This window comes from Arthrobacter sp. V1I9 (assembly GCF_030817075.1).
Taxonomy (GTDB): Bacteria; Actinomycetota; Actinomycetes; order Actinomycetales; family Micrococcaceae; genus Arthrobacter.
Map to the genome: position 1 here is coordinate 2,691,048 of NZ_JAUSYU010000001.1, position 26,051 is coordinate 2,717,098.

Annotated in this window: 22 protein-coding genes and 1 pseudogene; 11 read left to right on the top strand and 12 right to left on the bottom strand. The window is 65.7% G+C overall.

Annotated elements, in window-relative coordinates:
• The first annotated feature begins 72 nt into the window (after nt 1–72).
• A complete protein-coding gene (locus QFZ70_RS12640) occupies nt 73–1,032 on the top strand; it encodes a serine protease (protein WP_307096035.1) in 960 nt (319 codons plus the stop codon).
• A gap of 130 nt (nt 1,033–1,162) precedes the next feature.
• On the opposite strand, the gene purH is transcribed toward QFZ70_RS12640, so the two are convergent.
• Entirely contained in the window at nt 1,163–2,863 is a 1,701-nt protein-coding gene (purH, locus tag QFZ70_RS12645; protein ID WP_307096037.1) for a bifunctional phosphoribosylaminoimidazolecarboxamide formyltransferase/IMP cyclohydrolase, read from the bottom strand.
• A gap of 141 nt (nt 2,864–3,004) precedes the next feature.
• Here purH and QFZ70_RS12650 point away from each other — a divergent pair, with 141 nt between their 5' ends.
• Entirely contained in the window at nt 3,005–4,357 is a 1,353-nt protein-coding gene (locus tag QFZ70_RS12650) for an MFS transporter (protein ID WP_307096039.1), read from the top strand.
• A gap of 127 nt (nt 4,358–4,484) precedes the next feature.
• On the opposite strand, the gene purN is transcribed toward QFZ70_RS12650, so the two are convergent.
• On the bottom strand, nt 4,485–5,060 hold the full coding sequence (gene purN, locus QFZ70_RS12655; RefSeq protein WP_307096042.1) for a phosphoribosylglycinamide formyltransferase: 576 nt from the start codon (nt 5,058–5,060) through the stop codon (nt 4,485–4,487).
• A 39-nt stretch (nt 5,061–5,099) separates the two neighbouring features.
• On the opposite strand from purN, the gene QFZ70_RS12660 reads away from it, so the two are divergent.
• Complete coding sequence (locus QFZ70_RS12660) at nt 5,100–5,531, top strand: hypothetical protein (protein WP_307096044.1); 432 nt, start codon at nt 5,100–5,102, stop codon at nt 5,529–5,531.
• Nucleotides 5,532–5,580: 49 nt separating this feature from the next.
• On the opposite strand, the gene QFZ70_RS12665 is transcribed toward QFZ70_RS12660, so the two are convergent.
• Complete coding sequence (locus tag QFZ70_RS12665; RefSeq protein ID WP_307096046.1) at nt 5,581–6,894, bottom strand: DUF6350 family protein; 1,314 nt, start codon at nt 6,892–6,894, stop codon at nt 5,581–5,583.
• A gap of 155 nt (nt 6,895–7,049) precedes the next feature.
• Here QFZ70_RS12665 and QFZ70_RS12670 point away from each other — a divergent pair, with 155 nt between their 5' ends.
• A complete protein-coding gene (locus QFZ70_RS12670; RefSeq protein WP_307096048.1) occupies nt 7,050–7,511 on the top strand; it encodes a DUF4383 domain-containing protein in 462 nt (153 codons plus the stop codon).
• 283 nt (nt 7,512–7,794) lie between these two features.
• Here the strand turns inward: QFZ70_RS12670 and QFZ70_RS12675 are convergent, their stop codons facing one another.
• The 6 genes from QFZ70_RS12675 to QFZ70_RS12700 all read right to left on the bottom strand — a co-directional run bounded on the left by QFZ70_RS12675 (nt 7,795) and on the right by QFZ70_RS12700 (nt 15,204).
• Nucleotides 7,795–8,673: a PRC and DUF2382 domain-containing protein gene (locus QFZ70_RS12675; RefSeq protein ID WP_307096050.1), complete on the bottom strand. Its 879-nt coding sequence runs from the start codon at nt 8,671–8,673 to the stop codon at nt 7,795–7,797.
• A gap of 222 nt (nt 8,674–8,895) precedes the next feature.
• Complete coding sequence (locus QFZ70_RS12680; protein WP_307096052.1) at nt 8,896–10,356, bottom strand: L-fucose/L-arabinose isomerase family protein; 1,461 nt, start codon at nt 10,354–10,356, stop codon at nt 8,896–8,898.
• Between the two features lie 85 nt (nt 10,357–10,441).
• Nucleotides 10,442–11,500 carry a rhamnose ABC transporter substrate-binding protein gene (gene rhaS, locus QFZ70_RS12685; protein WP_307096055.1) on the bottom strand — a complete coding sequence of 353 codons (1,059 nt, stop codon included), beginning with the start codon at nt 11,498–11,500 and terminating at the stop codon, nt 10,442–10,444.
• A gap of 28 nt (nt 11,501–11,528) precedes the next feature.
• On the bottom strand, nt 11,529–12,614 hold the full coding sequence (locus tag QFZ70_RS12690) for an ABC transporter permease (RefSeq protein WP_307096057.1): 1,086 nt from the start codon (nt 12,612–12,614) through the stop codon (nt 11,529–11,531).
• Nucleotides 12,607–13,656, bottom strand: a complete 1,050-nt coding sequence (locus QFZ70_RS12695) for an ABC transporter permease (protein WP_307096059.1) — start codon at nt 13,654–13,656, stop codon at nt 12,607–12,609. Before QFZ70_RS12695 ends, QFZ70_RS12690 begins: the two co-directional genes overlap by 8 nt.
• Complete coding sequence (locus tag QFZ70_RS12700; protein ID WP_307096061.1) at nt 13,657–15,204, bottom strand: sugar ABC transporter ATP-binding protein; 1,548 nt, start codon at nt 15,202–15,204, stop codon at nt 13,657–13,659.
• A gap of 234 nt (nt 15,205–15,438) precedes the next feature.
• Between QFZ70_RS12700 and QFZ70_RS12705 the strand changes: the two genes are divergently transcribed.
• Together QFZ70_RS12705 and QFZ70_RS12710 are read left to right on the top strand one after the other, a co-directional pair.
• The gene (locus QFZ70_RS12705; protein ID WP_307096063.1) at nt 15,439–16,653 is read left to right on the top strand and encodes a glycosyltransferase family 1 protein; all 1,215 of its coding nucleotides are present in this window, start codon (nt 15,439–15,441) and stop codon (nt 16,651–16,653) included.
• Nucleotides 16,650–18,028 (top strand): annotated as a pseudogene (locus QFZ70_RS12710) (UDP-glucose/GDP-mannose dehydrogenase family protein). The gene QFZ70_RS12705 and the pseudogene QFZ70_RS12710 overlap by 4 nt, the downstream one beginning before the upstream one ends.
• Here QFZ70_RS12710 and QFZ70_RS12715 read toward each other — a convergent pair.
• Nucleotides 18,025–18,891: an HAD family hydrolase gene (locus QFZ70_RS12715; protein WP_307096065.1), complete on the bottom strand. Its 867-nt coding sequence runs from the start codon at nt 18,889–18,891 to the stop codon at nt 18,025–18,027. The pseudogene QFZ70_RS12710 and the gene QFZ70_RS12715 overlap by 4 nt on opposite strands.
• Before the next feature lie 235 nt (nt 18,892–19,126).
• Here QFZ70_RS12715 and QFZ70_RS12720 point away from each other — a divergent pair, with 235 nt between their 5' ends.
• Together QFZ70_RS12720 and QFZ70_RS12725 are read left to right on the top strand one after the other, a co-directional pair.
• A complete protein-coding gene (locus QFZ70_RS12720) occupies nt 19,127–19,396 on the top strand; it encodes a GlsB/YeaQ/YmgE family stress response membrane protein (RefSeq protein ID WP_307096067.1) in 270 nt (89 codons plus the stop codon).
• A gap of 172 nt (nt 19,397–19,568) precedes the next feature.
• The gene (locus tag QFZ70_RS12725; protein ID WP_307096068.1) at nt 19,569–21,716 is read left to right on the top strand and encodes a bifunctional diguanylate cyclase/phosphodiesterase; all 2,148 of its coding nucleotides are present in this window, start codon (nt 19,569–19,571) and stop codon (nt 21,714–21,716) included.
• Between the two features lie 27 nt (nt 21,717–21,743).
• Here QFZ70_RS12725 and QFZ70_RS12730 read toward each other — a convergent pair whose 3' ends face one another.
• Entirely contained in the window at nt 21,744–22,160 is a 417-nt protein-coding gene (locus tag QFZ70_RS12730; RefSeq protein WP_307096070.1) for a hypothetical protein, read from the bottom strand.
• Nucleotides 22,161–22,392: 232 nt separating this feature from the next.
• Between QFZ70_RS12730 and QFZ70_RS12735 the strand changes: the two genes are divergently transcribed.
• Complete coding sequence (locus QFZ70_RS12735) at nt 22,393–22,944, top strand: dihydrofolate reductase family protein (RefSeq protein ID WP_307096072.1); 552 nt, start codon at nt 22,393–22,395, stop codon at nt 22,942–22,944.
• Between the two features lies 1 nt (nt 22,945).
• Here the strand turns inward: QFZ70_RS12735 and QFZ70_RS12740 are convergent, their stop codons facing one another.
• Entirely contained in the window at nt 22,946–24,358 is a 1,413-nt protein-coding gene (locus QFZ70_RS12740) for a PLP-dependent aminotransferase family protein (protein WP_307096075.1), read from the bottom strand.
• On the opposite strand from QFZ70_RS12740, the gene QFZ70_RS12745 reads away from it, so the two are divergent.
• On the top strand, nt 24,357–25,352 hold the full coding sequence (locus tag QFZ70_RS12745; protein ID WP_307096077.1) for a DMT family transporter: 996 nt from the start codon (nt 24,357–24,359) through the stop codon (nt 25,350–25,352). The genes QFZ70_RS12740 and QFZ70_RS12745 overlap by 2 nt on opposite strands.
• 4 nt (nt 25,353–25,356) lie before the next feature.
• On the top strand, nt 25,357–25,974 hold the full coding sequence (locus QFZ70_RS12750) for an FMN-binding negative transcriptional regulator (RefSeq protein ID WP_307096079.1): 618 nt from the start codon (nt 25,357–25,359) through the stop codon (nt 25,972–25,974).
• Nucleotides 25,975–26,051 lie beyond the last annotated feature (77 nt).

The window sequence follows — 26,051 nt, forward strand, 5'->3', positions numbered from 1 at the left end:
TGTATTCGGCGATATGTTTGCCACGTCACTCTTGGCCCTTCCCGGGGCCCTCCCCGTTAGGACAGGACAACAATGATTCGCACCAGGTCCTTAGTTTCCGGATTTCTAAGCCTCTCAGCAGCAGCCGCTTTAACGCTCTGCGCCGCCGGCGGGGCCACCGCTGCCCCAGCGGCTTCCGACGAGAAAAAGAACCCCACCGTCGTCAGCGCGGTCCTGGACAGTACAGGCGTGGCCGAGTACTGGACAGCCGACCGGATGCGGCAGGCAGTCTCAGGCGAGGTCCTTGGCGAAAAGGCCCGCGAACGCGGCAACCGTTCGAGGGTGGACACCGTGAAGAAAGGCAAGAGCACCAAGATCAAGGCCACCCGTGCCATGGCTGCAACCGAAAAGTCCGTGAAGCACATCGGCAAGGTCTTCTTCGTCATGGGCGGCGCCAACTACGTCTGCTCCGGCAACGCCGTCACCTCCGATAACAAGAGCACGGTATCGACGGCCGGCCACTGCGCCATGGACGGACTGGGGCAGAAGGCTCAAAAGTTCGCGTTTGTCCCCGCATATGAAAACGGCAACAGGCCTTACGGCACGTGGACTGCCAGGGCCTTGTACGCACCCCGCCAGTGGAGCTCCGGCGGCAACATGGCGTACGACACCGCTTTTGCCGTGATGGCCCCGGACAGCACCGGTCGGCTTCTGACCAACGTTGTTGGTGGTTCAGGCGTGGCGTTCAATGAGGACAGCGGCGAGTACTACACGTCCTACGGTTACCCGGCCTCTGCACCGTTTAACGGGGAGACCCTCAGGAGCTGCGCAGGCACGGCAACCCCGGACACCAACAACACGGCATTCGGAACCCAGGGCATTCCCTGCGATATGAACGGCGGCTCGTCCGGCGGCCCGTGGCTGATCGGCTCAGGCTCGGACGGCTACCAAAACTCGGTCAACAGCTACGGCTACAAGGGCTCCAAGGTCCTGTACGGCCCGCAGTGGGGCGACGTTATCGAGGCGACGTACGAGATCGCCGAAGCTTCCTAAGAAGCCAGGAAACGCCGACGGCGCCTGTCCCCCGCGAAGGGGACAGGCGCCGTCGGCATTTCACACAAGATGGGCTCACGCCGGCAGGGTTCCCTGGCCGAGGGCAGCGAGGTTAGGGGGCCGGTGGGGACTAGTGGAAGAAGTGGCGGGCCCCCGTGAAGTACATGGTCACGCCCGCCGCGTTGGCTGCTGCGATGACTTCTTCATCGCGCACCGAACCGCCGGGCTGGACCACGGCGCGGACGCCGGCGTCGACCAGGATCTGCAGGCCGTCAGCGAACGGGAAGAAGGCGTCAGAGGCAGCAACGGCGCCGCGGGCGCGCTGGGGTGCGCCGCTCGCGCCTGCTCCTGTCGTGCTGACGTTGGTGGCACCGCCCGCACCTTCGACGTCGGACTCCACCGTGACGCCCAAGGTGTTGGCGCGCTCCACGGCCAGCCGGCATGAATCAAGGCGGTTGACCTGGCCCATGCCGATGCCCACGGCAGCGCCGTCCTGGGCAAGCAGGATGGCGTTGGACTTGGCAGCACGGCAGGCAGTCCAGGCGAAAGCCAGGTCCGCGAGGGTCTTTTCGTCCGCGGCTTCACCGGCAGCAAGAGTCCAGTTGGCGGGGTTGTCGCCGTCGGCATCTACCTTGTCCGCGACCTGGACCAGGACGCCGCCGGATACCTGGCGGATCTCCGACGGGTAGCGGCCGTAACCTTCCGGCAGGGCGAGCAGGCGGATGTTCTTCTTCTTGGACAGGATCTCCACAGCCTCAGGTTCGAAGCCCGGGGCGATGACAACCTCGGTGAAGATGTCCTTGACGGTGTCTGCCATGCCGGCTGTCACCGGGCGGTTCGCAGCGATGACGCCGCCGAAGGCCGAGACGGGATCGCAGGCGTGGGCCTTGGAATGCGCGTCAGCGATGGGATCAGCGGCGTCCGCGGAACCGACGGCAACGCCGCAGGGGTTGGCGTGCTTGATGATGGCCACGGCGGGCTCGGCGAAATCGTAGGCGGCGCGGAGGGCGGCATCGGCGTCCACGAAGTTGTTGTAGCTCATGGCCTTGCCGTGCAGCTGGTCGGCCTGCGCGATGCCGGCCGGAGCTGCCTTATCCACATACAGGGCGGCCTGCTGGTGCGGGTTCTCGCCGTAGCGCAGGACCTCGGAGCGTTCCAGCGAGAGGCCGGCGTAGGCGGGCCAGTCGATGACGCCGTCGCCGTCTTCATCCAGGAACTGGCTCGCGGTCCAGGTGGCCACGGCGTTGTCGTAGGACGCAGTGTGGGCGAACGCCTTGGCGGCCAGCCGCCGTCGGGTGTTCAGGTCAAAGCCGCCCTCAGCGGCTGCAGTGACTACCTGCCCGTAGAAGGAGGGGTCCACCACGATGGCCACGGCGGCATGGTTCTTCGCGGCGGAGCGCACCATGGCGGGGCCGCCGATGTCGATCTGCTCGACGACGTCATCCTGGGCAGCGCCGGACTTGACGGTCTCCACGAACGGGTAGAGGTTCACCACCACCAGATCGAAAGGCTCGATCTCCATGCTGACCAGTGTCTCCATGTGGGCCTCGACGCGGCGGTCAGCCAGGATTCCGCCGTGAACGCGCGGGTGCAGGGTCTTGACGCGGCCGTCCAGCATTTCCGGCGAGCCGGTGACTTCTTCGACCTCCTGGACCGGGATGCCCGCGGCGGCGATTTTCTTGGCAGTGGACCCGGTGGAAACCAGCTTCACGCCTGCTGCATGCAGGCCCTGGGCGAGCTCCTCCAGACCGGTCTTGTCGTAAACCGAGATCAGGGCCCGGCGGATGGGAACACGGTCAATGGATACGCGCTCATGCTGCGTGAAGCTCACAAATGTCTCCGTCTTATGTCGCGGAACAGTGCCGCGGTTGGTGGGGATACGGCCAGTTTATCGCGAAGTGCTCTTTGCCCCTTGTGCAAGCGGAAGTGTGAACGTCACCGGGCCCGGCTAGAGTTCTTTCAGGAGGCTGCGATGAATACTTACACCACTGTGCCGAGCGGCGAGCAGGTGGTCCAGGAACTGCCCTGGCGATGGAAAGTCCAGGGCAGGATCTTTTTGATCGGTGGCCTCGGCTTCATGTTCGACGCCTGGGACGTGACCCTGAACGGCATCCTCATTCCGCTGCTCTCCACGCACTGGGCCCTCACCCCCGGCGAGGTGGCCTGGGTTGGCACGTCGAACCTGATCGGCATGGCGCTTGGAGCTTTCGTCTGGGGCACCATCGCGGACACCATCGGACGCAAAAAAGCGTTCACTGCCACGCTGCTGATCTTCTCCCTTTTCACCGTTTTCGGCGCCTTCTCCCCCGACTTCATCTGGTTCTGCATCTTCCGGTTTATGGCCGGGTTCGGTCTGGGCGGCTGCATCCCCGTGGACTACGCCCTGGTGGGTGAGTTCACTCCCCGCAAGCAGCGCGGCAAGGTGCTCACCGCCATGGACGGGTGGTGGCCGGTGGGTGCCGCCCTGGCCGGTTTTGTGTCAGCAGGGCTCGTGGCCCTGTACGGCGACTGGCGGCTGACCATGCTGGTGATGGTGCTGCCGGCGCTCCTGGTGTTCTGGGTCCGCCGGAGCGTCCCGGAGTCCCCGCTGTTCCTGATCCGCAAGGGCCGGCGGGAAGAGGCGGCCAAGGTCATTGATGATCTGGTGGCGGCAACCGGCGCCGAAGCCCGTGTTTACAGCCTGCCCGACGCCAAGGAAGTGCCACGCCTTTCCGCCGGCAGCGCCTGGCACCAGCTGCGCCTGGTCTGGCAGTTCAACTGGAAGATCACTGCCGCGGCCTGGGCCCTGTTTTTCTCGATCCTGCTGGTCTACTACCTGTCCCTCACCTGGATGCCGCGGATCCTGATCGGCGCCGGCTTCGCCGAGTACAAGGCGTTTGTCACCACCGCGTCCATGGCCGCCGTGGGGCTCTTGGGGGTTGTTGTGGCGGCCCTGCTGGTGGAGCGGGTGGGCCGCAAATGGATCCTTGCCATCACCGGGCCGTTGTCTGCGCTGACCCTGGTGATCGTGGCGATCGTGGTGGACATCCCCACCGCGGCGGTGTTCTGGCTGCTGGTGTTCGGGTTCGTGGTGCAGGTGGCCATCCCGGTGCTTTACGCCTACGTCTCCGAGCTCTACCCCACGGAGCTGCGCGGCACCGGGTTCGGGTGGGCATCCACGTTTTCCCGGCTGGGTGCAGGCTTCGGGCCGCTCATCTTCGCGAACTACTTCTGGCCCGAGCTGGGCCTGGCAACATCCTTCGCTTTGGCCGGCGGTTTGGTGCTGTTGGCCGTGCTGTGGATGGCGTTCTTCTCCCCCGAGACCAAGCAGCGCCGCCTCGATTAGGAGGCCAGCGACACGCTTATCTAATTTCGACGCGGACGTTCCCTGGCGCACACCGGATTTCAGGTGCGCCAGTGCGTTTGCGCCTCGAAAAGAAATATGCGCGTCGACGGCGCTGATGCGGCCTGGATCAGGCGTGCTCGTGGGCGGCGGTCAGAGCCGCCAGGGTGGACACCAGCAGCCGGCGCTCCACCACCTTGATGCGCTCGTGCAGGGTCTCCTCGGTGTCCGACTCTTCGATGGCCAGGGCCTCCTGGGCGATGATGGGCCCGGTGTCCACACCGGCGTCGGCCCAGTGCACAGTGCAACCGGTGACCTTCACGCCGTAGGCCATGGCGTCCCTCACCCCGTGGGCTCCCGGGAAGGCCGGGAGCAAAGCAGGATGGGTGTTGAGGTACTTGCCATCGAACGCGTTGATGAACTCCGGGCTCACGATCCGCATGAACCCCGAGGAGACCACCACATCCGGCTCGAACCGGGCCACGGCCTGGGTCAACGCAGCGTTCCAGTCAGCCCGGTCCGGGTAAGCCTTGAAGTCCACCACGAACGTCGGGATGCCGGCTGCCGCGGACCGTTCCACCCCGAAGGTTCCCGGCCGGTCGGCACCGACGGCGGCGATTTCGACGTCCAGTTCCCCCGCCTTAACCGCGTCGATAACTGCCTGGAGGTTGGACCCGGTTCCGGAAACGAGGACGACGATACGCATGGCACTAGCTTATGGGCAGCCTCGCGTAGGCTGGAAAACATGAACACCACACCGGAACCGGCTGGGCGGCAGCACACAAAACAGCCGCTCAGCGAGGCAGCAAAGGCCTCGCTCACCAAGACCCACACCCTGTTCCGGATTTTCGTGGTGACCGTGCTGGGCGCCTTTTTTGTCTACCAGCTGGACGTCAGCTACCTCTGGCTCACAGCACTCCTGACAGCCGCCAGCATCGCCCTCGGCGTGGTGCTGCTGGTCCGGGCGGCACGGCTGAAGGAGTCCCGCCTTGTCCTCATCGGCACCATTTCGGGGCTGGTGGTGTCCGCGATCATGGTGCTGCTGATCCTGGTCACGTCCCTGTTCTTCGACGAAGTGCGCGAATACCAGGCCTGTGTTGGACGGGCGCTGACGGACCAGGCGCAGTCGGCGTGCCGCGTGCAGCTCGAAGGATCGCTGCCCTCGCAGCTCCCGTAGGGCCATAAATCTCCCCTAAGGGCAGCCCAAGAACGGCAGCGGCCGCAAATTACCGGACCAGTTCGGCGTCCTCTTCCCTTGCTGCGTGCTCCCGTTCCAGCCAGGGTCCCGCCGCGTAGCCGATGACGACGCCGGCACCCACTTCCGCCGCCAGCCAGACTCCCGTCCAGAAGGGGTCGGGTCCGATGTCCGTGAGGCGTCCGATTCCGGCCGAGCCGCGCGCCAGCCACGCCAGGCAGGCGGTCAGCAGCCCGGCAGCCAGTCCGCAGAGCACGCCAAGCACCAGGGTGGAGACTGTGGCCGTGAACCAACGGGCGCGGATCTTGATGGCGAGCCATTCATCAAAGTGGTTTTCCCCTTCGCGGAGGAACCACCAGCCCGCCAGGACACCGGCCAGCACCGGAATGATCAAGGCAACGAAGGCGTACTCCAAGGAGCCGGACGGGATGGCGGCGAGTACCGGAACGGAAGGCAGCGGACCGACGGCGGTGCCCAAGGGGCCCACCTGGGATCCAACGCCCATGGCGAACCCGGAGCCCGATGTCCACGCCAACGCAAAAACGACGAGGTTGGGCAGGAAGCCCAACTGCGCAATGGTGAGGGCCGCACCTCCCACCGCGCCGGCGTCGAGCGCTTCATAGACCGCAACCACCAGGTTCCAATGGATGAACACATCAACGGCCAGCAGCACCGCGGCCAGCGAGAGGGCCGAAAGCACGGCCACACAACCGGCCTTCGCGGCCGAGGCAAGGTAGGACCCCGCCCACCGGGAGTGCTGGCTGGTCCGGGATATCCAGTCCACAGCGTCGACGCCGATCAGCCGGCTCCAGGAACCTGCCTCACGGCGCGCGCCGATCACCATGCCCAGGGCGTAGGGAAGAAGGGGGATAAACATCGCGTGCCAGGCATTGATGCCGACGTCGGGCGTGCGGCAGATAAAGCCTGTTGCCGCCCCGAAGGCCGCGTACACCAGCCACGACCCGAGGAGTGCCTGCCAGAGCTGGTCGCTATAGGAGGCCCGGGCCAGCCGCCGGCCGGCACGCCAGGCCAGCAGGAAGGGGATCAAGGTCAGGCCAAGCGGAATGAGTGTGAGCAACCGGGCCCCGGAAGCGGCGGCTGCATTGGAACCTGCGGCAGTAAGTTCCAGGGGCACACCGTGGACCAGCAGCCAGGACTGCCCGGCAAGGCGCGCCAGGAAATCGACGGCGCCGTCCTGGAATCCGGCGGTAGCCCAGACTGCAAGAATCGGAGCAAGCACCACCAGTGCCGAGATGATGGCTGCCTGCGCCGTTTCGAGGGCACCCTGCAGCCACAGGGGCATGGGAAGGCCACGGTCTCCGGTCTGATCAGCGCGCAGTTTCATCGTTGTCCATGGTGTCACGGCGGCGCGGCCCGGCCCGTGACCGACAGGCACAACCCCGGAGGTCCCTGCACGTTCAATGGGGCCTTGTACCGGCGCTTTTCGTATTGGTCCGCCGTAAAATTTAACCGTCCACAATTAGTGGTTGGAGGCAAATAATGACTACCGCATCCCCTCATGCACATGGCGTTCACTTTGGACGGGCAGACGTCCAGAACGTGGGCATGGGCCTGGGAATTGTTCTGATGCTGGTGGGTGTCCTGGGCTTCATCCCCGGCATCACCACGCAGTACAGCGAGCTGATGTTCCTCGGACCGGCTTCGCATGCCATGTTCCTTGGGCTGTTCCAGGTTTCCATGCTGCTCAACATTGTGCAGCTGGCCATCGGCGCAACCGGCTGGGCTATGTCCCGCACAGAACATGGAGCACGGAACTTCCTTATGGGAGCTGGTGCGCTGTACATCGTCCTGGCTATCTTCGGGCTCATTGTCCGAGTGGATTCGGCGGCCAATTTCCTGTCGCTGAACATGATGGACAACTGGACCCACCTGGTGCTGGGCATCGGGATGATTGTTGCCGGCTGGCTGTTCTCGCGGAATAGGACGGCCGACAGGACATAGCCCGGAATCCGTAACCCGGGAAACAGGAGCCGCGAATGAGAGAAGAACCCTAAGTTCTGAAGATATTCGTCCTACTGGCTGGTGCAGTCGCCGCTTCCTGCGTGGCTGCACCAGCATCTCCGCGGCCAGCCCGCACCAGCAGCAGGCTGGCCCGGCAAGTTGGAAAGTTCCGCATGCACAACAACGCCGGGAGCCCCCAAGTGGACTCCCGGCGTCGTTCTGTGTGCAGTTGCGTCGGTGCCGGTCCGTTCAGCGGCGCTTCAGCAGTTTGCTAAGACGGGGATCAGAGCCGCCGCTCGCGGTCGACGCCGTCACCGTCAGCCTCGATGTGCTCCTTGCGGACTTCCTCGTTGACCGTGACGTTCTCCTGGACAACGTCCTTGTCCATGCGGACGCGTTCTACCGGAACCGTTTCCTTCTCCACCACGGGGCGTTCCTCGTGCAGGATCACTTCGTGTTCCTCTTCGCTGATGTCCGGACCGTCCAGGGCCGCGCCGCGGTTGGCGTCCGTGATGGGCTCCCGCTCCAGGCGGACCTCTTCGCGCTGCACGGGAACGGTGGTGGTGACGTTTTCCGTGGTGACGTACTTCCGGAGCCGTGCACGGCCTGCGGCTTCACGCTCGGTGCCGACGCGGAGCTGCTCTTCCGAGCGAGTCATGGCGTCATCGGTGGTGGGACCGGACGTGTCGTGGCCCACCGTGTCGCGGTCTGAAGCGTAGCCGGCGGTGCCGGTGCCCGATGCGTAGCCGGCAGTGCCGGCGTTGGGAGTGCCGGCGTTCAGGTCAGCGTCGCCCTGCAGGTCCACTTGGCCGCGGGATTCATCGCGGGTGTCCGAGTAGGTCCGGGCACCGCGCTCGTAGTACGTGTACAGCCGGTCCTCTTCCTCAGGGGTGAGGTGGCCGTCGACGTCGACGCGCGGGGCATCCTTGACGTGGTCCTTGCTGTACGGAACCACGAGGTCCTCGCCTTGGGTGTGTGCACCTTCAACGGGGACAAAGGACTGGGAAGTGCCGAAAAGTCCCGTTTTGACGGTGACCCATGTGGGCTCACCCGTGTCATCGTCTGCGTAGAGCTGACCAATCGAGCCAATCTTCTCGCCATCGGAACCGACGACGTTGCCGCCCTTGTGGAGCAGGCTTTCAATGTTTTCCCTGTTGAGCATGACGTCTCCTTGGATGTGTCGTTGCGCTGGGCATAGCTAGCTCTGGATGTTCCGGCACCGGTTGTCCCGGTGCCCGGCCTCCGCCCCCTCTGCTGAAGGCTGTGCGCTAGCTGCCCCCATACCGTAAGCATGCTTAGCATCAAAAGGAAAGTCTGCTTAGTAATTTTTTTCTGCGACCGGCCCCGAAACCGGCGTTGACCAGCGGTTTTGCGCCCAAAAAAATCAGGGCTCTTTCAGGAGTGACACCTGGCGGTATTGGATGCCTAAAAGGGATGCGGCAGCCTTGATGTCGGCCGCGCGGTGTCCCAAGCACAGTGCCCAGTGATGTCCGGTTCCGGTCTGGCTCCACCGGTCTACCCACAGGCCGGGGTCACCTCCGAAGTCCACGCGTGAGGTGGTGTTCCCGATGGCCAGCAGCGGACCAGGAACCACTTCCCCTTCAGATGTAATGAAGACGTAACTGCCATCCGGGTCCTGGCCGACAGCGAAGGTGGTGACCGGCCCGGGCTGGACGTCGAATTCCACCGAGACTCCCCAGCCGCGCTTGCCGTGATAGACGCCGAGGCCGCGCAGGAGCGGATCCTTGGAGGAGACGGCCAGGTGCGCGGGCCCGTCGTGCCCCATCTCCACGACGTTGTCGAGAAAGTTGAGGGCCTGGATTTCGGTAAAGGAACCGCCGGCGCCGATGGCGTGGGCTGCGAGCATGGCAATGGAGGTCCGCAGCTCGTACTCTCCTGCCATGGGGATGCCGCGTGCGGTAAGGATGGAGGAACCCAGTATCATTCCGGCGCCCAACCGCTCGTGCTGTTCCCCTGCAAGTCCCCGGTGGTAGTAGGCCACCGAGTCCAGGTCGAAGTCCTCCACAAGCCGGTCCAGGCCCACCGAGACCCTGGCACCCCAGGCGAAGTCGTCGTCGTTGACGGACTCATCGAGCACAAACAGCTCCCGTGCCAGGGCGAGCCGCTCGGACACCTCAGCGTCGGTCACCGCCTTGACGCGCTCACGCAGATCGTCGAACTCAAGCACTTCCACGTGCGATCCGAAGGTGGTGGAGACGGTGGTAAGGTCGGTGGCTACATCCAGCATGCCCGGATACAGGTGCCCCATCAGGCCGTGCCGCGCGTTCCGGAGCCTGGCGCGCACGCCCGCGGCGTGGACCCACTGGTTGATCCGTTCCCAGGCGGATTCCTGCTTCAAATGCCCGGAGACGGACCTGAAGTCGATCCCCGCGCGGCGGAAGACATTTGCTACTTCCGGCACCGGGCACTGGCCGCAGTAGGCGAGCCAGGCGCCGGTGTCGAAGTTCGCGTGATCCATGGCCTCCGTGGGCTGGAGATCGATCACCAGCACCGGGCTTCCGGAGCGCTGGGCCACGGGTAGAACCATGGAGGAGGTCAGGTAGGTGGCAAGGAAGATGACGATCAGGTCGCAGTCAGCCTGCCGAAGCTTCTCCCCCGCAACAACCGCCTGGGCAGCATCGGAAATGAATCCCGCATCAACAACCTCCGCGTCAAGCTCATTAAAGCGCGAGGCGACGTACCGCGCTGATTCCTCGAGCTGCGGCAGGAGATCGGGGAACTGGGGCCAGTAGGCACCCAGTCCTCCGGACACCAGCCCGATCCGGGTGGGCCGGCGCCGGTGGGGCTCCAACAGGGCGGCAGCGTTCCTCTTGGCGGGCGACATGGACATCCTTCCTTTCCGCCGGCGTGATCCAGCGCAAGCACGGAGGGCCGGACGGACAGGGCCGCCCGGCCCGCGCCTTGCGGTGCTAGAAGTCGTACTGGTCGATGTTCTGGGCGTTGAAGACGGTCGGCGGGCCAACAATCACCACGCCGCCTTCTTCAACCGTGCGGTCCCCCAACTTCCCTGCAGTAAACTTGTCGCCCGCGGCGCCGGTAATCTTTCCCTCCACAAGGGCCTTACCGGCGAACGCCGCGACGTAGCCGAGCTGGGCCGGGTCCCAGAGCGCAAACTCCTTGACGGTGCCGTCCTTGACGAACGGCCGCATCTCGTTGGGCAGCCCCAGCCCGGTCAGCGCCACCTTGCCCTTGTACGCCGAGGTGGAAAGGTACCGGGCGGTGGCGGCGATACCAACGGTGGTGGGTGAAATGATGCCCTTCAGGTTCGGGTGTGCCTGCAGCAGGCCCTGGGCTTCCTGGAACGACTTGGTGTCGTCGTCGTCGCCGTAGACCTTGGCCACCAGCTTGATGTCCTTGTAGGCCGGGTTGGAGGCCAAATCCTCCTCCATGAACTTGATCCACTCGTTCTGGTTGGTGGCGTTTGCCGTGGCGGAGAGGATGGCGATTTCGCCGGAGCCGCCGATCTGCTCGGCGATCAGCTTCGTCTGGATCAGTGCCACTTCCTTGGCCACCACCTGGCTGATGAACACGTCACGGCAGTCCGGGTTGGCGTCGGAGTCGAACGCAACGATCTTGGCTCCGGCTGAGCGGGCCTCGCCCAAAGCCGTGCAGACGGCGTCGGGATCGTTGGCGGCGATGACGATGACGTTGGTGCCGGCCTGGGTTTCGGCGTTGATGAACGAGACCTGGCTGGAGGCCGACGCTTCGAGGGGGCCCACCACCTGGGAGGAGGCGAAGCCGGCTTCCTGCGAGCCGTCCTTGCCGCCGCCGAGAACGACGTCGGTGTACGGGTTGTTCAACTGTTTGGGGATGAACGTGATCTTCTGCTCCTCAACCGCGGCGGAGGTCTCCCCCGTTGTTCCGGAGCCGCCGCCGCAGGCCGTCAGGGCCATGGCCGCGGCCGCCGTGATGGCCACCAGCGGAACCAGTTGTGCTCGCCTGCCGGTGTTTTTTCGGTTCAACATCATTGTTTTCCTTTTCCCTTGTGTGGTCGGTTCAGGGCGTGCTCCGGCTAAAGCTCTGCCGAACCCGCCGGTTGTGCTGCCATTCGCGGACGGCGGCGCCGATGCTTGGCGCCACCACGGAGAAGATGAGCAGCAGGCCGGTCACGGTGATGAGGACGACGTCGGACACGCGTCCCAGGCGCAGGGCATAGTTCAGGCTGCCGATCAGCAGGACACCGGCAACCACGCCGGGAATGGTGCCCTTGCCGCCGAAGATTGAGACACCACCGAGGAGCACGGCAGCGATGACGGCCAGTTCCAGCCCTGAGGCGTTATCGCTCCGGGCACTGGTGTAACGCAGTGTCCAGTAGATCCCGGCCAAGGCTGAGACCGCGCCGGAGGCAACGTAGAGCCAGAACTTGCTGCGCGCCACGTTGATGCCCACGAAGTTGGCCGCTTCCTTGCTGTAGCCCATCGCGTACAGCCCGCGCCCGAACGGCGTGAAATGCAGCAGGATGCCGAAGAACACCATGATGAGTACGACGCCGATCATCACCGTGGGGATGCCGGTGGCACCGAGCTTGGAGGTGAAGAAGGCTGTCAGGGGGCGGGGGAAGTTGGCTACTGCATTGTCCCCGATGACCACCAGCGCAAGGCCGCGGAAGAGGGCCAGCGTGCCGATGGTGACGGCCAGTGAGGGCAGGCCAAGGACGGCGATCAGGAAGCCGTTGAACATGCCGGCCGCTATTCCCGCCAGCAGGCAGAGGGCCAGCACCAGCCAGATATCCAGGCCGGCCGCCCAGAGTACGCCCATCAGGGCGCTGGTCAGCCCGGCGATGCTCGCGACTGAGAGGTCGATTTCTCCGGTGACGATGATGAGCGTCATGGGCATTGCGATCAGCAGGACCGGGATGACATCCAGCAGCAGGAAGCCCGTAGTTACCGGCGAGGCGAAGCGCGGAATAGCGATCGTGGCGTAGATCAGGAAAGCCAGGAGTGCATAGATGGTGATGGCGTCCCTGCTGGCCAGGATCCGCGCAGCACCCGTCCGGCCTTTCGGTTCGGTGGCCAGCGGCTTGGTGCTGTCAGCAACGGGCATGGCTGGGGAGGTGCTGCTGGGAGTAGTGGTCTCAGACATTCCGCGCCTCGCTTATCCGCAGTTTCCTGGCCGTCCTCAGGCTGGCCAGGCGGTCAATGACGATGGCCGTGAGGATCAGGATGCCCACGATGGCCTGCTGCCAGAACTTGTCCACCCGGAGGGCTGTCAGGGAACTGGTGATGGTGGTCAGCAGCAGGGCTCCGAGGGCCGCGCCGGCAACCGTCCCGCTGCCCCCGAAGATGGCTACCCCGCCCACTACCGCGGCGGCCACCACATCCAGTTCCATCCCGGTCCCGGTGGTGGCGCCGACAGAGTTGAAGCGGCTGGCGTAGAGCACTCCGGCAAGGCCGGCGAGGGCTCCGTTGGCGAGGAAGGCCAGGAACACCCGTTTGGAAACCTTGATGCCGAGGACCTTCGCCGCTTCCGGGTCCGAGCCGATGGCGTACAGGTCCCGGCCGGGACGGGTGCCGGCCATGTACACCGCAACCGCCGCCACCACAGCTATGGCCAGCAAGGTGATGATCGGAAAGCCCAGGACGGTGTCCACGGACAAGGCTCCAAAGGCCTCCGGCCGGTCCCCGGCAAAGTACTGCTTGCCGCCGGCCCAGGCGTTGTTCAGGCCGCGGAATACATAAAGGGTGCCCAGGGTGATGACCAGCGCCGGCACTTTGGCCACGGTGACCAGGAAGCCGTTGACCATTCCGAGCAGGGCGCCGAAAGCCATCCCGAGGAGCAGGACCGCCACGATGGGAAGGCCGGGCATTGCGGCGAAAATCGACCCCGTGCCGAAAGCCACCAGGCCCAGCATGGAGCCGACGGACAAATCGATGTTCCGCGTAATGATAAGCAGGGTTTGCCCGGCCGCCAGGATGACGATGATGGTGGCGTTGAGGAGCAGGTCCTTGATTCCCTGCGGGGACAGGAACAGCGGATTGTTCAGGAAAGTGACCAGCACCAGCAGCGCCAGGGCAATCAGGACTGGGAGTTCACGCAGCCTCAACAACGAGCCGAACCCGCCGCTGCCGCCGCCGGCGCGGCCCGCCGTCGTGCCTCTTTCCTCGTGCTTCACGGTGGAACTCATTTACGCAACTCCTGCCGGGGAGGTGGCCGCATGCATTACCGATTCGGGGTCCGCGTCCGCCCTGTCCAGCTGGGCGGTGATCCGGCCCTCCCGCATCACCAGGACACGGTCTGCCATCCCCAGGACTTCCGGCAGCTCGGAGGAGATCATCAGGATGGCCAAGCCGTGGCCGGCGAGGTCGGAGATGAGTCGGTGCACCTCGCTCTTGGTGCCCACGTCGATGCCGCGCGTCGGTTCGTCGATGATGAGCAGCTTGGGGTCAGTTGCCAGCCACTTGGCCAGCACCACCTTTTGCTGGTTACCGCCGGAAAGCGTGGAGACGGCGTGCTCCTGGGAGCCGGCTTTGACCTGCAGCCGTTTGCTCCACTCCTTCGCGGCCGCGCGTTCCTTTCCGCCGTTGATGAGCCCGGCCGTCACAAACTTGTTCCGCAACGTAAGCGTCACGTTCCGTGCCACCGACAGGTTCATCACCAGGCCCTGCTTGCGCCGGTCCTCCGGGACAAAGCCCAGGCCAGCGGCGATGGCGGCCCGGGGGTTCCGGGCCTTCAGCGGCTTTCCCTCCACCCGGATCTGCCCGGAGTCGTAGGGGTCGATGCCAAACACCGCGCGGGCCACCTCGGTCCTGCCGGCGCCCACCAGGCCCGCGAGGGCAACAATTTCACCGGCACGGACCTCAAAGCTGATGTCCCGGAAAACCCCCCACCTGCTGAGCCCGTCAACTTCCAGGACCGTGTGGCTGATCTCCGCCTCGGCCTTGGGGAACAGCGTTCCGATGTCCCGGCCCACCATTTCGCGGACGATCTTTTCCACGGTGGTCCCGGCGGTTTGGTGTGTTGCGATGTAGCGGCCGTCCCGCATCACGGTGATCCGGTCACAGAGATCAAAAACCTCATCAAAGCGGTGTGAGATGAACAGGATTCCGGTCCCCTTGTCCCGCAACGCCCGGGCCACGGCGAAAAGCCTGTCCACTTCCACCCCGCTGAGCGCGGCAGTAGGTTCGTCCATGACCAGTACCTTGGCGTCGAGCGAAATGGCCTTGGCGATCTCGATAATCTGCTGGTCCGCAATGGAAAGCCCCTCCGCAACCCGGGATGGGTCAATGGGCACACCCAGCCGCTCGAACAGTTCGGTGGCCTGCCGCCTCATCTCGGGACGGCTGATCAGGCGGGACCGGCCTTTTGGCTGCCGGCCGATGAAGATGTTTTCTGCCACCGTGAGGTCCGGGAACAGCGTGGGCTCCTGGTAGATGACGGAGATTCCGGCGGCCTTGCTCTCCGCCACGCTCCGAAAGTGGACGGGCTCACCGCTGAGCCTGAAGTCCCCCGAGTCCGGGTGGTAAAGCCCGGCGAGGATCTTCACGAGGGTGGACTTTCCGGCACCGTTCTCCCCCACGAGCGCGTGGATTTCCCCGGCCCGGATTTCCACCGTGCCATCGGCAAGGGCCACCACGGGGCCGAAGGTCTTGGCCGCCCCGGTCAGCGAAAGCACGGGCCCGCCGCGCTGGATCCCTTGTCCGGGCTCCGGAGGATTACTGCGTTCTTGCTGCATAAATGAACCGCGTCTCTGAGGTTTACGCTCGCCAATGAATCGTTTCATGCCGTCCAAGTGATCTGAATCATAAATCCGGCACAACAGCAGGGTCAATAGAACTTCCCGCTGCCGCAGCATTCGTGATTGATCCGTGTTCGTGGTGCCGGCGCCAGTGCTGTTGTTTCCCAAACCTTTCCCCCGTCGTCACATCCGGTCCCCCGCGCGGCAACACCGTGCGCCCACCGTGGAGGGGTGAGGATGGCAATTGTTGCTGAATCATTCCTGCCACTGATGAATGGCGTAACGCACTCCATCCTGCGTGTGCTGGAACACCTCGAGGACCGGGGCGACGAGGTCCTGGTGATCGCGCCCTCCACGCTGGACGGGGAAGCTCCGGGCCGTGTCAAGGGCGCCGAGATCCACCGGCTGCCTGCTGTTCCGCTTGCCGGTTACACAAACGTCCGGGTGGCGATGGGCGGTGTGTACCGGGTCAAGCGAATCCTTGCCGACTACGCACCGGACGTCGTCCACCTGGCATCGCCGTTCGTCCTGGGCTGGCGCGCCGCCCAGGCTGCCCGCCAGTTGGGCCTCCCCACCGTGGCCATCTACCAGACCGAAGTTCCCAGCTACGCGGCCCGGTACGGTGTCCCGTTCCTGGAGAACTGGGCCTGGAACCGCGTGGAAAACATCCACCTCCTCGCCAGCCGCACCCTGGTGCCTTCCACGTTCGCGCTGAACCAGTTGCGCGGCCGCGGCATCCCGAGGGTGCGGATGTGGCGCCGGGGCGTGGACACGGAGCGCTTTTCCCCGGAGAAGCGCGACGACGGGTGGCGGGCTTCCGTAGCTCCAGGCGGTGAGCGGATCATCGGTTATGTGGGCCGGCTGGCCGTGGAGAAGCAGGTGGAGGACCTGGCTGCCCTGGCGGGGATCCCCGGCACCAGGCTGGTGATTGTGGGTGACGGACCCCAGCGGGCGGTACTGGGGGAAGCCTTGCCGGACGCAGTGTTCACCGGGTTCCTGGCCGGCGAGGAACTGGCACGCGCTGTGGCGTCCTTTGACCTGTTCGTCCATCCCGGCGAGTTCGAGACCTTCTGCCAGACCATCCAGGAGGCCATGGCGTCGGGTGTGCCGGTGGTGGCCACGGGCCGCGGCGGGCCACTGGACCTGGTGGAGAACTCCCGGACGGGATGGCTCTACGAACCCGGGGACCTGTCCGGAATGCGCTCCCATGTCCTGGACCTGATGGGCGACGACGCCAAGCGCCGCGCATTCGCCGCAACGGCACATGCGTCGGTGCAGGACAAAACGTGGCCGGCCCTCTGCGCACAGCTGGTCCGCCACTACGAACAGGTGATGGCACTGGCGCCAGTCCAGCCTTCACCGGGTGCCCTCACCCAGCAAGCTCGATCGAAGCACCCTGCCGACGTGGGCCCAGGCTCAACCACCATCGAAGGAGCGGGACCATGAAGATTTCCGTGATCGGCTGCGGCTACCTTGGCGCGGTACACGCCGCCACGCTGGCGTCCATGGGCCACACCGTGGTGGGCATCGACGTCGACCCGGGCAAGGTGGAGCAGCTGGCACGCGGCGCGGCCCCGTTCCACGAGCCCGGGCTGGACGAACTGCTGCAGGACGGGCTGTCCACCGGCAGGCTCACTTTCGCCGCGACGGCGGCTGCCGCCAAGGACGCACAGGTGCACTTCCTGTGCGTGGGCACGCCGCAGCACAAAACGTCCGACGCCGCCGACCTTACCTACCTGGTCTCCGCCGCGGAGGCGCTGCTGCCTCACCTGGCGGCGGGCGCCGTCGTCGTCGGAAAATCCACGGTGCCGGTGGGCACAGTGGACATGCTCCGCGGCCTGCTGGGCGCGCGGCCGGACGTGCTGCTGGGCTGGAACCCCGAGTTCCTCCGGCAGGGCACCGCAGTCAAGGATTCCCTGGTGCCGGACCGGCTGGTCTATGGCGTGGACGGCGGCCGTGCCGCTGCGTTCAACCCCGCGGACGGAAGCGCCCCTCGGTGTCACGGCCGCTTTGGACGCCGTCTACGAACCCCTGCTCGCGGCCGGGATTCCGCGGCTGGTCTGCAACTTCGCCACCGCAGAACTTATCAAATCAGCGGCGAACGCCTACCTCGCCACCAAAGTCAGCTTCATCAACGCCATGGCGGAGCTGTGCGACGCGTCGGGCGCGGACGTGGCAGAACTGGGCGAGGCGATGGGCATGGATCCGCGTATCGGCGGGCGGTACCTACATGCCGGGCTCGGGTTCGGGGGCGGCTGCCTGCCAAAGGACATCCGCAGCTTCCGGTCCCAGGCCTCAGCGCTCGGCGTCAACGCAGTGGATGACTGGATGCGGCTGGTGGACACTGTGAACCTGGCCAGCGCGAGCGCACCGTCGGCCTTGCCGTGGAGCTCTGCGGCGGCAGCCTGGCCGGGCGCTCCCTGACAGTGCTGGGCGCATCATTCAAACCGGACACGGACGACACCGGGACTCTCCCGCCTTTGACGTTGCCGACCGCCTGGCCGCTGCCGGCGCGCATGTAACCGTCACCGACCCCAAAGCAGTCAACCACGCCTGGCGGCGCTACCCCCGCCTTCGGTTCGAGGCTTGCACCGGGCGGGCGCTCGAAGGCGCCGAACTGGTGTTACTCCTGACCGAGTGGGACGAGTACCGCCAGTTTTCGCCGGCCGTTGCGGGCAGACTGGTACGACGCCGGGTGGTGCTGGACGCGCGCAACGCGCTGGACGCGGGGGCGTGGCAGGCGGAAGGCTGGGTGGTGCGCGGCCTCGGCACAGGAAGCGCCGATGTCCAGGCTTTGGAACGGGCCCTCCCCCGGATTTAGTTCAGGAGCCCAAGCTCGGCGAAGGCGAGCGCCACACCGTTTCCGGCAGGTCCCGCAGTGAGCATGTCGGCGACCTCCAGCACCTTGGGGTGGCCGTCCTCCACAGCAATGCCAATGCCTGCGTAGACGAGCATTTCGATATCGTTGGCGCTGTCGCCGATGGCCACGATGTCTTCCCGCTTCAGGCCCAGGCGCTTCTCCACCACCTGGATGCCCACCGCCTTATGGGTCCCGGCCATAAAGATCTCACCGGCGCGGTCGCCCAGGGCTGACAGGGAACTGGGGATCAGCCCCACCTCGGGGCCGAAGGCGTCCATCAGTTTCGTCAGTGGCACCGGCGAATCGAAGCAGGAGATCTTTGCGTAGGAGGCGGACCGCAGGTCATCGCCGTACTGCATGGGCCCCAGAATGTCCTCCAGTGGATCAACGTCCGTACTGAGAAGGCCGTCGTGCCGTGGGCGGCCGGCGAAGACGGGACCCAGCACCGTCCTCAGTCGCTGGTCCACACCGGTACGGCCATAGAGCGCCTCGGGTGCCTCGAGAATGTAGGCGGCGTCATGGGCGTCAAGGGTTTCCACGATGCGGGCTGCCACGTCGGGCTGGAAACGCGTGTCCTTGAGGACCTCTCCCCGGAGTTCCACGCGGGCGCCGGCACCGGTGATGACGCCGTCGAACCCTGCGTCAAGGATGTGTTCGGGGACCATGGACAGTGGCCGCCCTGTGCAAACGAAGACCAGGTGGCCCTTGCGGCGCGCTGCCCGCACGGCCTCGACATGGGCGTCAGGTGCCAGCCCGTGGTCCGCATAGGTCCCGTCGATATCGAGGAAGACGGCGCGTGGCCGGAGGGTGTGCTGGCTGGACATGCCGGACTCCTAGGTAGGTGGCGGGACAGTCAACTCTATCGAAGAGCGTTCCCCCGCCGGAGTCCGCGGGGCCCGCCGTTGCCTTCCCAGCCGTGCGTGAGACCGCTTTTCATGCCGGCCAAACTGACAGTCATCCCGTGATAAATAAAGTCTTGAAGTGTGGTAACCACACTGCTTGAATTATGGAACCGGAAATGGGGGCCCGGCACAACTTAACTAATTAAGGAGTGACAGCATGGGCATTCTAGGATTTCTCATTTTGGGCCTGATCGCCGGAGCTATTGCGAAGGCCATCCTGCCAGGCCGACAGGGCGGAGGCTGGGTAGTCACCATGATCCTCGGCGTTGTTGGCGCCATTCTGGGCGGCTGGATCGGCTCGCTGATTTTCGGTGGCGGGCTGGCTGAATTCTTCGATATCCGCACCTGGCTCCTGGCAATTCTGGGGGCGATTATCGTACTGCTTGTTTACGGGGCAGTCACCAACCGCAGCCACGGCCGCGTGTAGCCGCAACACAAATGTCCAAAGGTTAGGCGCCGTTCTCCGCATGCGGAGGACGGCGCTTTCGCGTGCCCTCCCACCGGCATGTCTCCAGCGCTCCCACCGGTGCGGTAAAACTACTTCCGCCGAAGCCATCTATTTCCTGCCTGGGCACTTTATGATGTGCGGGGGGTGTGACATGGCTAAACCGCAGAGCCACAGCAAAGGTTCTACAGCGCAGGCATTCGGTGCCGTGCTGGACGCCAGCCCCGATGCACTCCTCGCACTGGCAGCGGACGGCACCATCACCATGGCCAATGCCGCCGCTGAAAGGCTTTTCGGGACCAGCCGGGAGGAACTGACGGGCCGGAATCATCGGACGTTGCTTGCGGAGGGCTTCCGCGACGAGGTGGACCTGCTCTTCCGGCAGCTTCTGGCACAGCCCGGAAAACACCCGCAGCCCCGGGAGATTTACGGCGTGCACAGCACCGGAACCGAGTTTTCGGCTGAGGTGGCCGCCTCGCTGGTCCCGGGCCCTGTCCCGGAGAGCTCCGCCGGCACGCCGGCATCCCTTCTGTTGTCCGTCCGCGGCACCATGCACCGGAAGGCAGCCGACGACGACCTGCGCGAGGCGATGTCGCTTCTCACCGCCACGCTGGAGTCAACGGCTGATGGCATTCTGGTCATGAGTACCGAGGGCCGCGTGGCCGGGTTCAACGATCAGTTCCTGACCATGTGGAACATCCCGCCGGAACTCCTTGACGGTGACAGCGAGGAACCGGTCATGCGGATTGCCGTCGCTCAGCTGGTTGATCCGATTGCCTTCATGGGCCGGATCAACGAGCTGGAGGATAACCCGGCGGCGGAAAGCCATGACGTGCTGGACTTTAAGGACGGCCGCACGTTCGAGAGGTACTCGCGCCCCCAACGGGTGGGCGAGAAGATTGTTGGCCGGGTGTGGAGCTTCCGGGACGTGACTCCGCGCCGCAAGGCGCAGGAGCAGGCGCACCAGGCGATGCTCGATCTCGCCGCGCAGGCGGAGAAGCTGCGCACCATGGCATTCCAGGACCCGCTGACCGGGCTTGCCAACAGGGCCGTCTTCAACGACGGGCTGGCGGAGGCGGTCACGGAGCCACGGCTGAAAGCGGTGGACGTCCTCCTGCTGGACCTGGACGATTTCAAGGAAGTCAACGACATCCTGGGGCACCAGGCCGGCGACGAGATGCTGATCGAGGTGGCACGCCGGCTGCGGGGCTGCCTACCCACCGCGGATGTGGTGGCCAGGCTCGGCGGCGATGAATTCGTGGTGCTGCTGACGGCCTGCCCGGACGCTGATGCGATTGCCGCCTGCATCGTCCGCTGCCTGCACGTGCCCGTGACCATCAACGGCACCGTGCTTCGGCCAAGCCTCAGCCTCGGGCTCGCGTCTTTGGGCCAGGACAACGTGGGGGCCTCCGAACTGCTGCGGCAGGCGGATATCGCGATGTACGCCGCCAAGGCCGCCGGGAAGAACCGTTTCCTGAGGTTCCACCCGGACATGATGGCGGCACTGGTGCAGCGCACGGACATGGAGAGCGGACTGCAACTGGCCGTGGCGCGGGGCGAAATCTCGGTGGATTTCCAGCCGATCGTCTCGCATCGCATGGGCCAGGTTGTGAAGTTCGAGGCGCTGGCGAGGTGGGACAGGGGCGGCGAGCGCGTCCCGCCGTCGGTATTTATCCCGCTGGCTGAACGCACCGGCCTGATCAGCGAGATCGGCGCGGAGGTGATGGTCCTTGGCATGGTGCAGTTGGCGTCGTGGCTCAGTGAGGACCCGTCCCGGTCCCTGTCGGTGAACGTCTCAGGCGTCCAGCTGCAGGAACCGGATTTTGCGGACGAGGTCCTCCGCCTCGCCGAAGCCACCGGCGTGGCGCCGTACCAGCTGGTGCTGGAGGTGACCGAAAGCGTATTTTTCGACGCCGACTGCAGCTTGATCAAACAGCTCAGCACCCTGCGGGACGCCGGAGCCCGGGTTGCCCTGGACGATTTCGGCACCGGTTATTCGTCGCTGGGCCGGCTGCAGGACCTGCCGGTGGACACCGTGAAGATCGACAAGACCTTCGTGTCGATGGTGCGCACCGGCGCCGAGCGGCTGCCCATCCTCAGCTCGATGATCAATATGGCCCACAGCCTCGGGCTGACGGTGACCGCCGAAGGTGTGGAGACGGCGGCGCAGGCTGACTACCTTACGGCCCTGGAGTGTGATTCGCTGCAGGGGTATCTGTTCTCGCTGCCGGAGCCCGGCGACCGGCTCGAGCGCGCCCTGCATCACGCAGAGCAAGCCCTGAACGCGTTGAAGGGGCGGTAGCGTTTCTGCCGACGTCCCGTACGGGAACTATGCGGCCTGCTTGCGTCCTGGCTGCTTCTCGTTCTTCTTTGGTGCGGCAGGTGCGGCCTGCTGTGCCGGAGACGGCGTGCTGACGGGGGCGGCGGCCTGTTCCGGCTCGGGTGCAGGCTCAACGTAAGCCGCTTCCGTTTCCTGGGCTTCTTCATAGGCATCGGCTGCTTGGGCGGCGCGGTTGCGCTGCCAGCGCCGGAACAGGTCGACGGCGGCCCAGGCGCCGGCCAGCGGGGTGAGGACCGCGGCTCCGTAGACGAACAGTATCCAGGTGAGGGTGGTCAGCGGGGGCTGGTTGTTGTGCAGGAGGGACAGCCCGCCCAGGAGGCCCACGGCCCAGAAAAGGACCACTGCGGTGAGCACCGCGGCAGCCGGGAAATACTGGTTGGACACGATTTTTTTCAGGGTTTCCATGCACTTCCTCCTGCCTGGCCGGGGCACGGCGACAGCCGCTCTAGACCAGTATGGCGTTGCTTGGGCGAGAATTCCGGCAACACGCAGGAGGTGGTGACGAACCTAACGTCCGGCTGTCCTGCCGGTCAGCTCGACGGCCCCTTCCCTGCCGGTGGCACACCTAATACCGTGGTGGTGTCCGGCCCCCTGAGCCGGCTCTTTTATGGTGTTCGTGCCCACCCTGGAGGTCCTTATGCGTAAAATCACTGCCGGCCTGTTCCACTCCGTGGACGGCATAGTGTCAGATCCCTACAAGTTCCAGTTCGACAGCTTCGATGATGAGCTGGGCGTGGGCCTGACCAAGATGATGGAGACCGTGGACACGGTGGTGCTCGGCCGCGTGAGCTACCAGGAGTGGGCCGCTTACTGGCCAAACGCCTCGGTGGACGAGGACTTCGCCGCCTTCATTAACCCGGTGGAGAAGTTCGTCGTTTCCCGGTCCCTGAAAGATCCGCTGGAATGGCAGAACTCGCAGCTGATGGATGCGCCGCTGGAAGAGTTCGTGGGCAAGCTGAAGGAGCGCGACGGCGGCGAGATCGCCGTGTGCGGCAGCATCTCGGTAACCCGGCAGCTGCTGTTCGCCGGGCTGCTTGATTCCCTCACGCTGATGACCCACCCGGTGGTGGCCGGCAGCGGCCGCCGCCTCTTCGAGGACGGCGACCCCACTACCCGGCTCGTCCTGCAGGACCAGTACCGGACCAGCAAGGGCAACGTGGTCAGCGTCTACGGGCGGCTGGGCGAGTAGCTCAGGCGGCGTTCCGGTCCAGCATCTCGCCGATGATCCGGGCGCCCTCGGGGAAGGCGCCCGGCTTCGTCCCCGAGTAGTTGAGCCGGATGAACGGACCCGCCGGTTCGGCTGGGAACCACTCGTTGCCGCCCGCGATAATCACCCCCGCGGCTTCACAGTCCCGGGTGAGCCGCTCAAGGTCGGTCCCGTCCGGCAGCCGGACCCACAGGTTCAGCCCGCCCTTGGGAACCTGCACCAGGTGGGCGGCCGGTGCGTGCTCGCGCAGGCTGGTGACCAGCAGGTCGCGGCGCGACTCGAGTTGGTGGCGGAGGCTGCGCAGGTGCGTCTGCCACCCAGGCTGCGTGACGACGTCGAGCGCGGCCGCCTGCAGCAGGCCGCTGACGTACATCGACTCGGCTGCCCGGTCCGCGAGGATGCGCTCCCGCGCCGGGCCACGGGCTATGAGCGCCGCGACGCGGATCGAAGGTGACACACTCTTGGTCAGCGAGCGCAGGTACACCACGTGGCCCGAGTCGTCACGGGCAGCGACAGGTACGGGGTCCGAGGAGATGCCGAAGTCGTGCGCCCAGTCATCCTCCACCAAGAAGGCACCCTGCGCCCGCACCACATCGAGGACCTGGTCACGCCGCTCTGCCGACCATTGCGCGCCCGTCGGGTTCGCGTAATTGGGCTGGGCATAAAACGCCCGCGCTCCCGACTCCTCAAACGCGCGCGTGAGTTCCGCCGGATCCGGCCCGTCGGGGCCGATCGGCACCGGAACAACGTGCACTCCTGCTTGCGCCGCCGCGAGGATCGCACCCCAGTACGTCGGCGACTCCAGCAGCAGCGGCTGCCCCCGGCCCACCAGCGCGCTGAAGATGGAGCTTAGGCCACTCTGGCTGCCAGGGAGTACGACGACGTCGCTCGGGTTCGGCGGCGTGGTCCCGGCCGGCGTGAACGCACCGAGCTCGTGGGAGAACCACGATTGCAGTTCCGGCAGGCCTGCCGCGGGCGGACGTGACAGCGCAGCTTCCGCACGGGCGGCGCGGGTCAGGGCGGCCCGCACCAGCCGTTCCGGCAAAAGTTCGCGCGCCGGATAGCCGGAGTGGAAGGAAATGGCACTAAGCGGCACGTCGCGCATGGTGGACGACGCCGGTGGCAGTGCCGCCAGCGGTGAGCGCAGCGCTGCCGTCTGCCAGCCGTAGTCCGACGGCTTCGCGGTCCTGGCAGCGCGCACAAAAGTCCCGACGCCGGGCCTGCTCTCGATGAGGCCCTGTGCGGTGAGTGTTTGCAGGGCCTTTTGAACTGTCACCGGACTGGCCTGGTATTCCGCCACGAGGGAGCGGGTGGACGGCAGCTTCGCTCCGGGCGCGGCTGCCGCCATCCAGGTTTTCAGGTGCGCCGCAATCCTCGAACTGCTATCGTTGTTCATGAAAGTCAATAGTAGCGCTACTCCTCCTGCGCGCACAGTGGTACTGCAGCCGCAAACGTCCGGACTATGGCTGGGCCTGGTCGGCGTCGCGGCGTTCTCGTTTACCGTTCCGTTCACGAAGGTGGCCGTAGCCAGCTTGTCCCCGCTGTTCATCGGCTCCGGCCGCGCGGTAGTGGCTGCGGCGCTGGCGGCCTCCGCCTTGGCACTCACCCGGCAGCGGCTCCCCCGCGGGAGGCAATGGATACGCGTCGCAGTAGTGGCCGCCGGCGTCGTGATTGGCTTTCCGCTACTGACGTCCTTTGCCCTGACGGCCACTCCCGCCAGCCACGGCGCCGTGGTCATCGCCCTTCTTCCGGCCGCTACCGCAACAGCAGCGGTGCTCCGCGGGCGGGAACGGCCACCGCTGGCCTTCTGGCTCATCACCATCGCGGGCGGCCTCGCCGCCCTTGTCTTCGCCTCCGTGCAGTCCGGAGGGTTGGGGCAGGTGCAATGGGCGGATCTGCTGCTGCTCTGCGCCGTAGCGGCAGCCGCCGTGGGCTATGCCGAAGGCGGTCTGCTGGCCCGCGAGCTCGGCGCCTGGCAGACAGTGTCCTGGGCGCTGGTCCTTGCATCCCCGCTGATGCTCGCCCTGACGGCGGTCTCCGTCGCTCAGCAACCGCCGTCCGCCGCCCCGGAGCAGTGGGCCGCCTTCGCGTACCTCGGTGTGGTGAGCATGTTCCTGGGATTCTTCGCCTGGTACCGCGGCCTTGCCATCGGCCCCATCGCCCGGGTCAGCCAAATCCAGCTCATCCAGCCCGTCCTGACCCTCTGCTGGGCGGCGCTCCTGCTGGGCGAGACCCTGACGTGGTCCACCATCGTCGGCGGCCTGGCCGTCATCATTTGCGCGGGCGCCGCCGTCCGCGTCCGGCTCAAGCCCGCCGCTGCGGCCCCAGCACCGGCGGCTGCCCCATCCGCGCTCCATCCCGCCAACGACTTCCAGCCAGTGAAGGACTAACACCATGTACGTTCCAGCCCACTTCGCCGCCAACCCCGACGCCGTCCAGAACCTGCTGACCCGCCCGGGCGCAGCAAACTTGGTCACCATCACGTCGCAGGGCCTGCTGGCCACACTCCTGCCATTTGCCTATGATCCCGACGCCGGTGAACACGGCGCGCTGCTGGGACACCTGGCGCGGAACAACCCGCAGTGGTCTGTACCCGCCATCGGGGAAGCGCTGGCGATCATCCAGGGCGCCGACGCGTATGTCTCACCGTCCTGGTACGCGTCGAAGGCCGAGCACGGACGCGTTGTGCCCACCTGGAACTACACCACGGCCCACGTGTATGGGCGGCTGGTCATCCATGACGATCCGGCCTGGCTTTCCCGCCAGGTGCGGCAGCTCACCGGTGTGCACGAGTCCGGATTTGGCCATCCTTGGAGCGTGGACGATGCCCCCGAGCGCTACATCGCCGGCCAGCTGCGGGCCATTGTGGGCGTGGAACTGTTGATTACCAGGATCGAGGCGAAGGCCAAGCTGAGCCAGAACCGGCCCGAAGCGGACATCGACGGGGTCGTGGCGGGGTTGACCGCCACGGGGCACCCGGAAGTTGCCGCCGACGTCGAGCGCGCCCGCTGACCTGAATGCGTCACTTCTGGAGGTCCGCCAAGCCCCAAGTCCCGGAATTATGCGGGTTCCGTGTGCTCGGTGCCTTA

What these genes read in the sequence shown, in the direction of transcription:
- QFZ70_RS12675 (WP_307096050.1), bottom strand. Translation starts at nt 8,673, where the DNA reads ATGCTCAACAGGGAAAACATTGAAAGCCTGCTCCACAAGGGCGGCAAC.
- QFZ70_RS12750 (WP_307096079.1), top strand. Translation starts at nt 25,357, where the DNA reads ATGTACGTTCCAGCCCACTTCGCCGCCAACCCCGACGCCGTCCAGAAC.
- QFZ70_RS12730 (WP_307096070.1), bottom strand. Translation starts at nt 22,160, where the DNA reads ATGGAAACCCTGAAAAAAATCGTGTCCAACCAGTATTTCCCGGCTGCC.
- QFZ70_RS12745 (WP_307096077.1), top strand. Translation starts at nt 24,357, where the DNA reads ATGAAAGTCAATAGTAGCGCTACTCCTCCTGCGCGCACAGTGGTACTG.
- QFZ70_RS12695 (WP_307096059.1), bottom strand. Translation starts at nt 13,656, where the DNA reads ATGAGTTCCACCGTGAAGCACGAGGAAAGAGGCACGACGGCGGGCCGC.
- QFZ70_RS12670 (WP_307096048.1), top strand. Translation starts at nt 7,050, where the DNA reads ATGACTACCGCATCCCCTCATGCACATGGCGTTCACTTTGGACGGGCA.
- QFZ70_RS12665 (WP_307096046.1), bottom strand. Translation starts at nt 6,894, where the DNA reads ATGAAACTGCGCGCTGATCAGACCGGAGACCGTGGCCTTCCCATGCCC.
- QFZ70_RS12715 (WP_307096065.1), bottom strand. Translation starts at nt 18,891, where the DNA reads ATGTCCAGCCAGCACACCCTCCGGCCACGCGCCGTCTTCCTCGATATC.
- QFZ70_RS12660 (WP_307096044.1), top strand. Translation starts at nt 5,100, where the DNA reads ATGAACACCACACCGGAACCGGCTGGGCGGCAGCACACAAAACAGCCG.
- QFZ70_RS12720 (WP_307096067.1), top strand. Translation starts at nt 19,127, where the DNA reads ATGGGCATTCTAGGATTTCTCATTTTGGGCCTGATCGCCGGAGCTATT.
- QFZ70_RS12700 (WP_307096061.1), bottom strand. Translation starts at nt 15,204, where the DNA reads ATGCAGCAAGAACGCAGTAATCCTCCGGAGCCCGGACAAGGGATCCAG.
- QFZ70_RS12725 (WP_307096068.1), top strand. Translation starts at nt 19,569, where the DNA reads ATGGCTAAACCGCAGAGCCACAGCAAAGGTTCTACAGCGCAGGCATTC.
- QFZ70_RS12640 (WP_307096035.1), top strand. Translation starts at nt 73, where the DNA reads ATGATTCGCACCAGGTCCTTAGTTTCCGGATTTCTAAGCCTCTCAGCA.
- QFZ70_RS12680 (WP_307096052.1), bottom strand. Translation starts at nt 10,356, where the DNA reads ATGTCGCCCGCCAAGAGGAACGCTGCCGCCCTGTTGGAGCCCCACCGG.
- QFZ70_RS12650 (WP_307096039.1), top strand. Translation starts at nt 3,005, where the DNA reads ATGAATACTTACACCACTGTGCCGAGCGGCGAGCAGGTGGTCCAGGAA.
- QFZ70_RS12690 (WP_307096057.1), bottom strand. Translation starts at nt 12,614, where the DNA reads ATGTCTGAGACCACTACTCCCAGCAGCACCTCCCCAGCCATGCCCGTT.
- purN (WP_307096042.1), bottom strand. Translation starts at nt 5,060, where the DNA reads ATGCGTATCGTCGTCCTCGTTTCCGGAACCGGGTCCAACCTCCAGGCA.
- rhaS (WP_307096055.1), bottom strand. Translation starts at nt 11,500, where the DNA reads ATGATGTTGAACCGAAAAAACACCGGCAGGCGAGCACAACTGGTTCCG.
- QFZ70_RS12740 (WP_307096075.1), bottom strand. Translation starts at nt 24,358, where the DNA reads ATGAACAACGATAGCAGTTCGAGGATTGCGGCGCACCTGAAAACCTGG.
- QFZ70_RS12735 (WP_307096072.1), top strand. Translation starts at nt 22,393, where the DNA reads ATGCGTAAAATCACTGCCGGCCTGTTCCACTCCGTGGACGGCATAGTG.